This window comes from Methyloversatilis discipulorum (genome assembly GCF_000385375.1).
GTDB classification, from domain to species: domain Bacteria; phylum Pseudomonadota; class Gammaproteobacteria; order Burkholderiales; family Rhodocyclaceae; genus Methyloversatilis; species Methyloversatilis discipulorum_A.
This window is the reverse complement of sequence record NZ_ARVV01000001.1, coordinates 483,744-495,723: the sequence shown is the minus strand read 5'-3', so window position 1 is coordinate 495,723 and position 11,980 is coordinate 483,744. Positions and strand designations below refer to the sequence as shown.

The following is an 11,980-nucleotide window of genomic DNA, read 5'->3' as shown; positions in this document are numbered from 1 at the left end:
GGCGGCTGGATGCCATGCACGGCAGTGCGGCACGGTTATTGCAATTCGATGACGTCTTTCGATACCGTCTGAGGATTGCAATGAAAGCTCTTGTCTTCGCCGCAGCACTGGGCGCCTTCGCACTGCCGGCATCCGCCGCACTCGAAACCGTACATTTCACCGAGTACTCGGTCACCTTCGACAACTCGACGGTACTGGGCGGCATTTCCTTCAACTCGGGCGGCAGCGGCGGAAGTCTGGGCTTCGGCTGGACACTGTCGACTTCACTGGTCGCCAACGACGCCACCATCGAGTTCGCGCTGCCCAGCTTCACCGTCACGGCCAACAGCGGGTACACGTTGAGCGGTGACCTCAGCGGCTTCATCGGCAACCTGGGCTACACCGAGATCGGCAATGGCGAGAGCGGCGCGTGGCTGGCCGGCGCCATGGCCATCGACGGCAGCCCGGTGCTGCCCTTCTACGAACTTCTCGACCGTACCGAACAGCTCGGCGGCCCGCAGGCGCGCAGCGGCTACTACAGCCTGGGAGGCAGCGCACCGCTCGGCAGCTTCTCGTCGCTGGTGGTGTCCGGCCTGACACTGACGCTCAGTGCCAGCGCGAATGCCGTGGTGTCCAGCGTCGGTCAGGGCAGACTGGAAGTAGGCTTTGTTGCAGCCCCGGTGCCGGAACCCGAAACCTATACGCTGATGCTGGCCGGCCTCGGTCTGATCTCGCTGGCTGCCCGCCGCCGCATGGCGCGCTGACCCAAGCGCTCACCCACGAAAAAGCCGGCTCGCGCCGGCTTTTTCGTTTTCTGCGCCTACCTTCAGTCCGCCTCGCCGCTCTCCGGCGGGGTCACCGGCAGTTCGGGCACCGGTGCTTCGGCGGGCGGCGTCTCCGGCGGCAGCTCGGCTTCGGCGATTTCCTCCGCCAGCTCTTCCTCCGACACCGCGGCGGCGCCGGTCAGCGCCGCCAGATCGCCGACCCAGCGAGCGCGCGCGTCGTTGTCGAGCAGATGGATGTGCTCCACCTCGACCTCGACCCGCGAACGCGGATCGCGCGCCGGCAGGCTGGGGCAGCGCAGTACCAGCGGAATCTGCTCGAGACGGATGAGTGACTCGCGCAGCACGATGGCCGACAGCGGCGAGCTGTCGCCGGCCGCCGCCCGCTGGCGCAGCCAGCGCAGGCACCAGTAGCGCTCCATCGCACGCTGGAAGTCGGCGTAGGCGGCATAGACCAGTTCGAAGTCGCGCAGCGCCGACAGCAGCGCTTCCGACTTCGGCGGGAACACCGGCGGCTCGCCGCGCAGCAGCGTGATCATCTGCCACTGATTCACCAGGTCGACGTAGCGGCGCAGCGGCGAGGTGGACCAGGCGTAGCAGTCGACGCCCAGACCTTCGTGCGGTGCGGCCACCGTGGTCATGCGTACCTTGCCGGCGCCCTGGGCGCGGTACAGCGCCGGAATGCCGGCGTCGCGCAGGTCGGCGCCCCAGGTGTTGTTGGCGACGATCATCAGTTCGGCCACCAGCTTGTCCAGCGGGCTGCCGCGCGCACGGCGCAGGATGTCGACGCGGCCCTCGCCGTCCTCGGTCGTCTGTTCCCAATCGACGTAGAAGTTGAAATCCATCTGGCCGCCGTTGGCCGACGGCTTGCCGCGACCGGCTTCGAGCACTTCGGCCAGACGCCACAGCAGCAGCAGTTCGTCGCGCCACTCGAAGTCCGGCAGCTCGCCGGCTGTCAGCGTGTCGTCGTTGAACAGCGGCTCGATCTCGTGATGACGCAGGTTGGCAACGACGGCGACGCGGTCGATGCGCGTCTCCTTCGCGGTGATGCGCAGGTCGCTCTCGACGTCGAGGTAGAGCGACAGCGCCGGGCAGTCGCGCCCGGCGGCCAGGGTGTAGGCGTCGACCGCCTCGTCCGGCAGCATGGTGATCTTGCGGCCGGGGAAATAGACGGTGGACAGCCGGCTGCGCGCGATGTCGGCCAGCGCACTGCCGGGCTGAATCGCCAGCGACGGCGCGGCGATGTGGATGCCGATACGCCAGCCGCCGCCCTCTTTCGGGCGCACCGAGAACGCATCGTCGATTTCGGTGGTGGTGGCGTCGTCGATCGAGAAGGCACGCACGCCGGCGTCCGGCAGTTCGCCGGCCGGCGGCACTTCGTGCGTCGGGAAGTCGGTGCCCTTCGGGAAATACTCGAACAGGAAGCGGCCGAGGTGATAGTCGTGGCTGGAGGCGAAGGCACCGGCCTTCGCCATCAGCGCCACCACAGACAGGCCGGCGGCCGCGGCGGCAGCTTCGACCGCCTTGGTTTCGAGGCGGTTGCGGTCCGGCTTGTACAGGATCTGCGTCGCGCAGGCGGCAATCTCCGGCGGCGTGCGCCCGGCCTGCAGTTCGGCGCTCCAGTGCTCGATCTGCTCCTGCTGCAGCCGCTTCTTTTCCAGGCCGGCGAGCGCGGCCTTCAGGATGTCCGGTGGCGCCTTGCGGAAGCGACCGCGGCCCTTGCGATGGAAGTAGATCGGGGCGGCGTGCAGGCACAGCAGGATGGCGGTGGATTGCACGGCGTCCGGTGCCGCGCCGTGGTATTCGCGGGCCAGTTCCTCGAAGGCGAATTCGTCGTCGCCACACACTTCCCACAGAAAGGGCGCGTCGAGATCGCCCGCCTGCGTTTCGGCGGCCGCCAGCAGCGCGGACGGCTCGGGGCTGGCGAAACGCAGCAGCACATTGGCCGCCTTCACCTTTGAGCGCTTGCCGCTCGGCAGTTCGACCTGCAGCGAGGACACGCTGTCGGTCATCACGGAGCCGGCGCGGAAGTGGCCGTCCTCTTCGAAAAGAACATTCATGAAACGGGTCGGCAGGGATACGGCCCGTGATTATCGTTGAAAGCGCGCAGCCGCTGTCGCATCGCGGCAAAAAGCCTCGGGCCGGTAAGCGGGGGCGGCTACAATCGCCTGCCAGCCCGCCGCCCGGCAGGCCCGACCCGGATGTGCTGCACGTGGCCGACGCCGACGAAATCCTTCACCACGACGCGATGCAAGAGCGCCTGCAAGAGGTGAGGACGCTGCTCGACCGTCAGAAGCGGGTCGAAAGCCTGGTGCACCGGCAGGAGATGCCGCGTCACGAGCTGGTCGAGACGCTGGTGGCCAAGCAGCATCACAACGAGCTGACCAAGAAGCTCGACGCGATGCACCCGGCCGACATCGCCTACATACTGGAAGCGCTGCCGCCGGACGACCGCCTGCTGGTGTGGGACCTGGTGCGCGCCGAGCGCGACGGCGAAATCCTGCTCGAAGTGTCGGACGCGGTCCGCGAGACGCTGATCGATGCGATGGAGCCGAAGGAGCTGGTCGCCGCGGTCGAACAGCTCGACGCCGACGAACTGGCCGACCTCGCGCCCGACCTCCCGACCGAGGTCATGCAGGACGTGTTCAGCTCGCTCGACCACGAGGAGCGCGAACAGCTGCGAGCGGCGATGTCCTACCCGGAGGATTCGGTCGGCGCGCTGATGGATTTCGACATGGTCACGGTGCGCGAGGACGTGACACTGGAAGTCGTGCTGCGCTACCTGCGCCTGTTCGACGAACTGCCGGACCACACCGACCAGATCTTCGTCATCGACCGCGACGACAAGCTGCGCGGCTCGCTGTCGCTGAACACGCTGCTGGTGAACGACGTCGACGTCGATGTGGCCAGCGTGATGCACGACCATCCGCTCGTGCTGCGCGCCTCGGACAGCGCCGAATCGGCCGCCCAGGCTTTCGAGCGCTACGACCTGGTGTCGGCGCCGGTGGTCGATCACCACGATCAGCTGATCGGCCGGCTCACCGTGAACGAGGTGATGGACTTCATCCGCGAGCAGTCGGAAGAGGAGCTGCTGGCGCACGCCGGTCTGCGCGAGGAGGAGGACATCTTCGCGCCCATCATGGATTCGGTGAAGAACCGTTGGGCCTGGCTCGCGATCAATCTGGTCACGGCCTTCTTCGCCTCGCGCGTGATCGGCGCTTTCGAAGGCTCGATCGAGAAGCTGGTGGCGCTGGCCGCGCTGATGCCCATCGTCGCCGGCATCGGCGGCAATTCGGGCAACCAGACCATCACGATGATCGTGCGCGCGATCGCTCTCGGTCAGCTGCAGCCGGAGGCGGCGCGCCGGCTCTATCGCAAGGAGATGGGCGTGTCGCTGATCAACGGCATCGTCTGGGGCGGTCTGCTGGGCCTGCTCGCCTGGTGGCTGTACGATTCGTGGGCGCTGGGCATGGTGATGACCGGCGCGATGACGCTGAACCTTCTGCTCGCCGCCTTTGTCGGTGTATCGGTACCGATGCTGCTGGCGCGCTACGGGCGCGACCCGGCGGTGGGCTCTTCGGTGCTGATCACCGCGGTGACCGATTCCGGCGGCTTCTTCATCTTCCTCGGGCTGGCCACCCTGTTCCTGATCTGAAGGACCTGCCATGCAGCTGCGCCTGTTCGCCTTCGGCCTTGCAATGATGGTGGCCGGCACCTGTGCCGAGGCGGCTGACCGCATCATCACCGTGCCCTGTGCCGAGGCCGGCACGCTGGAATTCGACGTGCCCGAGGACTGGGCGGTGGACATCAGCCGGCACGACGCGCGCATGCCGCCGACGGTGACCGTCGCCGCGCCGGACGGTCAGGCGCAGTGGGTGGTGACCGCGGTGTGGAAGGCCGCCGACCGCAAACCACCGGCCACGCCGGACGAAATCCGCGCCCGCGTCCGCCGCACCGCCGAAACGGTCGGCGCGGCGGCGGCGCCGCTGCAGGAGACGGCGACCGGCTTCTATTTCGACGCCGGCGGCAGCATCACGCCGGAACCCTATACCCGGCTGCGCCAGGGCATGCTGCGCGTCGGCGAACTGACGGTGAGCTTTACCGCGATGAGCGCGGAGGCGCGCGCAGGCGATCAGCAGACTGCGGTCGAACGGCTGACCGCGGCACGGCACCGTCCGTGAAGCGGCGGCTCAGGCCGCCCACAGCTTCCACAGCATGCGCGCGCACAGCACGACCAGCAGCGTCGCGAACACGCGCTTGAGCAAGGTGGCCGGCAGACGGTGAGCGGCGCGCGCACCCCAGGGCGTGGTGAACACGCTGGTGCATAGGATGGCGGCCAGCGCCGGCAGGTGCACATAGCCCAGCACCTGAGCCGGCATGCCTTGCACACCCCAGCCATTGACGACGTAGCCGACCGTGCCGCCGAGCGCGATCGGCAGGCCCAGCGCGGCAGAGGTGCCGATGGCGTTGCGGATGTCGCGGTTGCACCAGGTCAGGAAGGGCACCGTCATCGCACCGCCGCCGACCGCCACCAGCGCGGAAATGGTACCGATGCCGCCCCCTACCGCAATGAGGCCGGCCGGCCCCGGCAGCTGACGCGACGGCTTGGGCTTCAGTCCGACCAGCATGTTGATCGCGATGTAGGCGATGAATACCGCAAAGAACACCGACAGCGTCTGCGTAGAAACGAGACGCGCGATGAAGGTGCCGAGCGCGGTACCGAGCAGCACGCCCACCGTCATCAGCCGGACTACCGGCCAGTCGACGGCGCCGTGTGCGTGATGGGTGCGCAGGCTGACGAAGGCGGACACGACAATGGCCGCCATCGAGGTGCCCAGCGCCAGATGCAGGATGTGGTCCGGCGTCACCTGCTGCTGTTCGAACAGCATCACCAGTATCGGCACCAGCAGCGTGCCGCCGCCGATGCCCAGCATGCCGGCGAAGAAGCCGGCAACGGCACCGAGCACGAGACAGGCGAGGACGAAGTCGAGGCTGGGGAAGAAGTCCGGTATCAGCATCATGGTGCAGCGCAAAAGGCGCTATCTGAACACAGCACGCGCCGTTGCCGCAAAAGTGGCGTGGCGCAAAAACAAAACGGGGCGCCCGAAGGCGCCCCGGCTGTGTCGTACAGTCTGCGACGATCAGCCAGCGATGGCCAGCTTGCCCTTCTTGTCCGACAAGGTGCGCGCCAGCAGCGACACCAGCGCGTAGACCGCGTCGATGTTGGGCGTCGGGATACCGGTGATGCGGCCCAGTTCGCGCACCGAGCCAACCAGCGCCTCGAACTCCAGCGGACGGCCGGCTTCGACGTCCTGCAGCATCGAGGTCTTGTGCGCACCGACCGCTTCGGCGCCGGCGATCCGCTTGTCCAGACCGATCTTGAATTCCACGCCCAGCTTCTCGCCGACCGCCTGCGCCTCGCGCATCATGTTGGCAGCGAGTTCGCGCGTCAGCGGGAAGCGGCAGATGTCTTCCAGCGTGGCATGGGTCAGCGCCGAAATCGGGTTGAAGCTCAGGTTGCCCCACAGCTTCACCCACATTTCGGAGCGGATGTCCTTCGACACCGGCGACTTGAAGCCAGCGGCGATCATCGCCTGCGACAGCGCCTCGATGCGCGGCGAACGCGATCCGTCGAGCTCGCCCAGCGTGAAGCGGTTGCCCTCGATCAGCTTGATCACGCCCGGCTCGACCAGCTCGGACGCCGGATAGACGACCGAGCCGATCACGCGCTCGACCTCGATATTGGCGGCGACGATGCCGTCCGGATCGACCGAGGTGACCGGCGTGCCTTCGTAGTCGCCGCCCAGCTTGTGGAAATACCACCAGGGGATGCCGTTCTGCATGGTCACGACCATCGTGTCGGGGCCGAACAGCGCGCGCATGTCGGCCGCCACGTCCTTCACCTGATGCGCCTTCAGCGTCAGCAGGATGACGTCCTGCACGCCGGCGTCGGCCATCTTCTGCACGCCGCGGATGTTCGGGGCGTCTTCGACCGTGCCGTCCTCCAGGATCAGCGACATGCCCTTGGCCTGGATGGCGGCGAGGTTGGGGCCGCGCGCGATGCAGGTCACTTCATTGCCGGCGCGCGACAGCTTCACCGCCAGGTAACCACCGATGGCGCCTGCGCCAACGACTGCGATCTTCATCTTTTCATCTCCTTCAATGGCGCGGCGGGACGGCGCTTGCGCACCGGCCCGCCGTCATTCCGTCCCGCCGTCGTGTGGCGGGCGGAATCAGTTCATGTCACGCACGGCCGCGCAGATAGTGCTTCAGCGCCGGCACGATGGGCCACAGCAGCATGGTGAAGGACAGCAGCATCAGACCGGCCACCAGCGGGTTGGCCCAGAAGATGTCGAGACTGCCCTGCGACAGCAGCATGGACTGGCGGAAGCTCGATTCGGCCATGTCGCCGAGCACCAGCGCAAGCACCAGCGGTGCGAGCGGGTAACGCAGCTTCTTGAACAGGTAACCGAACACGCCGAACACCAGCATCATCACCACGTCGAAGATGGAGCTGTGCACCGTGTAGGCACCGATCGCGCAGATCACGATGATGACCGGGCCAATCACCGAGAACGGGATGCGCAGGATGGCCGCCCACCAAGGCACCGTGGTCAGCACGACGATCAGGCCGACGATGTTGCCGAGGTACATCGACGCGATCAGGCCCCAGACGAAGTCCGGCTTCTCGGTGAACAGCAGCGGACCGGGCTGCAGACCCCAGATCAGCAGGCCGCCCAGCAGCACGGCGGCGGTCGGCGAACCGGGAATGCCCAGCGTCAGCATCGGCAGCAGCGCCGAGGTACCGGCGGCGTGCGCCGCGGTTTCCGGGGCCACCACGCCTTCGATATTGCCCTTGCCGAACGAGTCCTTGTCCTTCGCTCCCCGACGGGCCAGACCGTAGGCCATGAAGGAGGCCGGCGTCGCGCCACCCGGGGTGACGCCCATCCAGCAGCCCACCAGCACCGAGCGGATCGAGGTCTTCCAGTAGCGCAGCAGTTCCTTCCAGGTCTGCAGCACGACGTTGAGCTGGATCTTCGCGCTCTTGCCCTTGAAGGCCAGGCCCTCTTCCATCGTCAGCAGGATTTCGCCGATGCCGAACAGACCGATCACCGCGATCAGGAAGTCGAAGCCCTTCAGCAGCTCTGTGGTGCCGAAGGTCATGCGCAGCGTGCCGGTCACCGTGTCCATGCCGACCGCCGCCAGCGCGAAGCCGAGCGCCATCACGGCCAGCGTCTTGGCGGGTGGCTCCTTGCTCATGCCGACGAAGGAGCAGAAGGTGAGCATCTGCACCGCGAACATTTCCGCCGCCCCGAACTTCAGCGCGAACTTCGCCACCAGCGGGGCGAGGAAGGTGATCAGCAGCACGGCGAAGAAGGCGCCAACGAAGGACGACGTGAACGCCGCCGTCAGTGCGGCACCCGCCCGACCCTGCTGCGCCAGCGGGAAGCCGTCGAAGGTGGTGGCCACCGACCACGGTTCGCCCGGAATGTTGAACAGGATCGACGTGATCGCCCCGCCGAACAGCGCGCCCCAGTAGATGCAGGACAGCATGATGATGGCCGAGGTCTGGTCCATCGAAAAGGTCAGCGGCAGCAGGATGGCGATGCCGTTGGCACCGCCCAGGCCCGGCAGCACGCCGATCAGGATGCCCAGCGTGATGCCGAGCACCATGAAGCCCAGATTGGGCAGGGTCAGCGCGACGCTGAACCCGTGCATGAGGTTGTTGAGTTCTTCCATCTCGGTCTCGGGAATTTCGCGTTATGTCAGAAACCGAGCATCAGCTCGATCGGACCTTTGGGCAGCGGCACGAGGAACCAGCGCTCGAACAGCATGAAGGCTGCGAGCGGCACGCCGACTGCGGTCAGGGTGGTGGCAATGAGGCCGAACTTGCCGTGCACCTTCATGAAGAAGGCGATCAGCACCAGCGACGACACGTAGATGCCGAGATAGACGACAGCCACGATGTAGATGGTGAGCGGCACCAGCATCTGCATCACCGACTTCAGCTCGACCCAGGACGCGAACTGCGGCTGTGCCTTCTTGAAGCGTGTCAGTGCGCCGAACAGGATCCAGCCGCTGGATATGAGCAGGATGCAGCCGATGTAGAAGGGGAAATAGCCGGCGCGCGGGCCCTCACCCTCTTCCCAGCCGATGCCGACTCGGATGCTGTCGTTCACCACGATGATGCCGATGGCGAACAGGAAGAGCGCGACCAGGATTTCCGGCCAGCGGTTGGACATGCCGGCTTCAGCGGCGTCCTCGGATCGCTCCATCATGAATCTCCAGAAACTAAAAACAGGAAGTGAACATCTTCGCGGCACATCGAAACGAATACGGGCGGGATGACCCGCCCGTATTCGCACACTGCTACAGGCTGATTACTTGGCCAGGAAGCCTGCGTCCTTCATCAGGCCGTAGTGCATCGCTTCCGACTTGCCGACCCAGTCGGCAAATTCCTTGCCGCTCATGAAGGTCTGCTTGAACGCGCCCTTCTTCATGAAGTCGGCCCACTCCGGCGTCTCGCGCACCTTCTTGAACAGATTGACGTAGAAGTCGACCTGTTCCTGCGTGACGCCCGGCGCCAGGAACACGCCGCGCAGCATCAGGTACTCGATCGGTACGCCGGCGCTCTTGCAGGTCGGGATGTCGCCCCAGGCCTGGGTCGCGGTCACCTTCTCGTTGTACGGCAGCTTTTCACTGTCCATGATGCACAGCGGACGCAGCTTGCCGCCACGCCAGTGGGCTTCCGCCTCGATCGGGTTGTTCACCGTCGAATTGACGTGACCGCCGACCAGTTGCACCGCCACGTCGCCACCGCCCTTGAACGGCACGTAGGTCATCTTCTTGCCGGTCGCCTTGTCGATCATCGCGGTGATGATCTGGTCTTCCTGCTTCGACCCGGTACCGGCCATCTTGAAGGTGTTGGCCGGCTTGGCCTTGATGTCGTCGATGTATTCCTTGGCCGTCTTGTACGGCGCATCGGCGTTCACCCACAGCACGAACTGGTCGAGCGCCAGCATCGCGCCCGGGGTCAGGTCACGCCAGTTGAACGGGACACCGGTCGCCAGCGGCGTGGTGAACAGGTTCGACAGGGTGATGATGATCTTGTGCGGGTCGCCCTTGGCGCCCTTCACTTCGAGGAAACCTTCCGCGCCGGCACCGCCGGACTTGTTGACGACGACCAGCGGCTGGGCCATCAGCTTGTTCTTGGCCACGACGCCCTGGATGAAACGGGCCATCTGGTCGGCACCGCCACCGGTACCGGCCGGCACGACGAACTCGACCGGCTTGGTCGGTTCCCAGGCATTCGCGGCACCGGTCAGACCGATGGTCGCGATGGCGGTCACGAGGGCGCGGCCGGCCCACTTTCCGAGTTTGGTCATGTGCAAGTCTCCTTTATTGTTGATGCGGTAGTGCGCGGAAGGGGATGGCTCAGCCACCCAGACCCAGCTTCTGGGCGAGACCGATGCGTTGCAGCTTGCCGGTCGCACCCTTCGGGATTTCATCCATGAACAGGATCTTGCGCGGAACCTTGAAGTCGGCCAGTCGCGTCGCGGCGAAGGCGGTGATTTCCTTGTCGGTGGCCTGCTGACCTTCACGCAGCACGACCACGGCGCCCACTTCCTCGCCCAGCTTGGGGTGGGGGATGCCGAAGGTGACGACCTGCGCCACAGCGGGGTGATCCATCAGCACTTCGTCGACTTCGCGCGGCGAAATCTTCTCGCCGCCGCGGTTGATGATTTCCTTCAGGCGGCCGGTCAGCGACAGATAGCCCTCGGCGTCCTTGCTGCCCTGGTCGCCGGTGCGGAACCAGCCGTTGGTGAAGCCTTCCTTGTTGGCCTTTTCGTTGTTCTCGTAACCCGGGGTGACGTTGGCACCACGGATGACGATTTCGCCGATCTCGCCGGCCGGCAGGATGTTGCCGTCGTCGTCCATGATTTCGACTTCCGGACCGGCGGCCAGGCCGACGGAACCCGGCTTGCGGGCGCGCGGCGGCAGCGGGTTGGACGCCATCTGGTGCGACGCTTCGGTCATGCCGTAAGCCTCGATCAGCGGAGCGCCGAAGGTTTCCTCCAGTTCGCGGATGACCTGCGGCGGGATCGACGACGACGACGAGCGCATGAAGCGCAGCGGGTTGCGTTCGATGATTTCCTTGTTGCGCGAGGCGCGCGACAGGATGGCCTGATGCATGGTCGGCACCGCCGTGTACCAGGTCGGGTGCGCTTCATCCATCAGCGAGAAGAACTTCAGGGCATCGAAGCCCGGCGTGCAGAACACCGAAGCACCGGCCGACAGCGGCGCCATGATGCCGGCGATCAGGCCGTGAATATGGAACAGCGGCATGATGTTCAGGCCGCGGTCCTTTTCGGTGAAGGCCAGCGTGGCGCGGATGTTCTGCGCCGAAGCGGACACGTTGCGCTGGGTCAGCGGAACGATCTTCGGACGCGAGGTCGTACCCGAGGTATGCAGCACCAGTGCGACGTCGTCCGCCTGCGCGGCGCCGCCGTTGGCGGCCGGGGCGACGGCCGCGGCTTCTCGCGGCTCCAGGCTGAAATCGCCAGCGGCTTCGTTCGCCACCAGGTCGATCACGCGCACGCCCAGCTTCTTCGCCACCTCGATCGCCGGCGACACGCTGCCGCGCTCGACGACCAGTGCCTTGGCATTCAGGTCGGACAGGTAAAACTCGAATTCCTCGGCGCGGTAGCCCGGATTCAGCGGCGCGGCGGTGGCACCGGAAGCAATGCTGATGAAGGCGCTGGCCATGTCCGGGCCATTCGGCAGGACGATGGCGACGCGGTCGTTGCGACCCACACCCAGTTCATTCAGACGTGCGACGGTGCGCGTCATCAGTGCGCGCAGATTGCCGAAGCTCAGATCGGTGCGCGCGGGCGCGGACAGCGCCACTGCCGAATCGGCACCGGTGGAAAACAGCTCGGCAAGCGTGGAAATACCGGACATACGAACTCCGAAAAACTCAGGAAACAAAGGAATGGATGGGTGCATCCGCTTCCGCGACGGAGCCACGTGCGTCGTATGGACACACGGGACGAACGGCAGCTGAGTCTTTCCCAGATCGAACGGGTGTTCAAGACGCGCTGCCGCAAAACAGCCGCGCACAGCAAAGCTGACGCAGCAGATCTCTACGACGGAGCAATGTGTAACAGATGCGTTACACAGCAAAGACCGCGGCTGGTATGGCCGCGGCCGGAGGAGGG

10 protein-coding genes are annotated in these 11,980 nt (G+C 65.9%); 3 read left to right on the top strand and 7 right to left on the bottom strand.

The window, feature by feature from the left end:
• The first annotated feature begins 80 nt into the window (after nt 1–80).
• Entirely contained in the window at nt 81–743 is a 663-nt protein-coding gene (locus METRZ18153_RS0102325) for a PEP-CTERM sorting domain-containing protein (protein ID WP_020163222.1), read from the top strand.
• A 62-nt stretch (nt 744–805) separates the two neighbouring features.
• Here METRZ18153_RS0102325 and METRZ18153_RS0102320 read toward each other — a convergent pair whose 3' ends face one another.
• Complete coding sequence (locus METRZ18153_RS0102320; RefSeq protein WP_020163221.1) at nt 806–2,821, bottom strand: ribonuclease catalytic domain-containing protein; 2,016 nt, start codon at nt 2,819–2,821, stop codon at nt 806–808.
• A 152-nt stretch (nt 2,822–2,973) separates the two neighbouring features.
• Here METRZ18153_RS0102320 and mgtE point away from each other — a divergent pair, with 152 nt between their 5' ends.
• Both mgtE and METRZ18153_RS0102310 read left to right on the top strand, forming a co-directional pair.
• Nucleotides 2,974–4,416: a magnesium transporter gene (gene mgtE, locus METRZ18153_RS0102315; RefSeq protein WP_024300664.1), complete on the top strand. Its 1,443-nt coding sequence runs from the start codon at nt 2,974–2,976 to the stop codon at nt 4,414–4,416.
• A gap of 10 nt (nt 4,417–4,426) precedes the next feature.
• Nucleotides 4,427–4,942, top strand: a complete 516-nt coding sequence (locus tag METRZ18153_RS0102310) for a hypothetical protein (protein ID WP_020163220.1) — start codon at nt 4,427–4,429, stop codon at nt 4,940–4,942.
• A gap of 9 nt (nt 4,943–4,951) precedes the next feature.
• Here METRZ18153_RS0102310 and METRZ18153_RS0102305 read toward each other — a convergent pair whose 3' ends face one another.
• The 6 genes from METRZ18153_RS0102305 to METRZ18153_RS0102280 all read right to left on the bottom strand — a co-directional run bounded on the left by METRZ18153_RS0102305 (nt 4,952) and on the right by METRZ18153_RS0102280 (nt 11,723).
• Nucleotides 4,952–5,782 (bottom strand): sulfite exporter TauE/SafE family protein, encoded by an 831-nt coding sequence (locus METRZ18153_RS0102305; protein WP_029143494.1) that lies wholly within the window; start codon nt 5,780–5,782, stop codon nt 4,952–4,954.
• Nucleotides 5,783–5,902: 120 nt separating this feature from the next.
• On the bottom strand, nt 5,903–6,907 hold the full coding sequence (locus tag METRZ18153_RS0102300) for a 2-dehydropantoate 2-reductase (RefSeq protein ID WP_020163218.1): 1,005 nt from the start codon (nt 6,905–6,907) through the stop codon (nt 5,903–5,905).
• A 97-nt stretch (nt 6,908–7,004) separates the two neighbouring features.
• On the bottom strand, nt 7,005–8,501 hold the full coding sequence (locus METRZ18153_RS0102295) for a tripartite tricarboxylate transporter permease (protein ID WP_020163217.1): 1,497 nt from the start codon (nt 8,499–8,501) through the stop codon (nt 7,005–7,007).
• A 26-nt stretch (nt 8,502–8,527) separates the two neighbouring features.
• A complete protein-coding gene (locus tag METRZ18153_RS0102290) occupies nt 8,528–9,040 on the bottom strand; it encodes a tripartite tricarboxylate transporter TctB family protein (protein WP_019915529.1) in 513 nt (170 codons plus the stop codon).
• 102 nt (nt 9,041–9,142) lie between these two features.
• Complete coding sequence (locus tag METRZ18153_RS0102285; protein WP_020163215.1) at nt 9,143–10,147, bottom strand: Bug family tripartite tricarboxylate transporter substrate binding protein; 1,005 nt, start codon at nt 10,145–10,147, stop codon at nt 9,143–9,145.
• A gap of 49 nt (nt 10,148–10,196) precedes the next feature.
• The gene (locus METRZ18153_RS0102280; protein WP_020163214.1) at nt 10,197–11,723 is read right to left on the bottom strand and encodes an acyl--CoA ligase; all 1,527 of its coding nucleotides are present in this window, start codon (nt 11,721–11,723) and stop codon (nt 10,197–10,199) included.
• Between the last annotated feature and the right edge of the window lie 257 nt (nt 11,724–11,980).

Coding starts and splice junctions, on each gene's coding strand:
- METRZ18153_RS0102320 (WP_020163221.1), bottom strand. CDS start 2,821: ATGAATGTTCTTTTCGAAGAGGACGGCCACTTCCGCGCCGGCTCCGTG.
- METRZ18153_RS0102290 (WP_019915529.1), bottom strand. CDS start 9,040: ATGATGGAGCGATCCGAGGACGCCGCTGAAGCCGGCATGTCCAACCGC.
- METRZ18153_RS0102305 (WP_029143494.1), bottom strand. CDS start 5,782: ATGATGCTGATACCGGACTTCTTCCCCAGCCTCGACTTCGTCCTCGCC.
- METRZ18153_RS0102325 (WP_020163222.1), top strand. CDS start 81: ATGAAAGCTCTTGTCTTCGCCGCAGCACTGGGCGCCTTCGCACTGCCG.
- METRZ18153_RS0102280 (WP_020163214.1), bottom strand. CDS start 11,723: ATGTCCGGTATTTCCACGCTTGCCGAGCTGTTTTCCACCGGTGCCGAT.
- METRZ18153_RS0102300 (WP_020163218.1), bottom strand. CDS start 6,907: ATGAAGATCGCAGTCGTTGGCGCAGGCGCCATCGGTGGTTACCTGGCG.
- METRZ18153_RS0102295 (WP_020163217.1), bottom strand. CDS start 8,501: ATGGAAGAACTCAACAACCTCATGCACGGGTTCAGCGTCGCGCTGACC.
- METRZ18153_RS0102310 (WP_020163220.1), top strand. CDS start 4,427: ATGCAGCTGCGCCTGTTCGCCTTCGGCCTTGCAATGATGGTGGCCGGC.
- METRZ18153_RS0102285 (WP_020163215.1), bottom strand. CDS start 10,147: ATGACCAAACTCGGAAAGTGGGCCGGCCGCGCCCTCGTGACCGCCATC.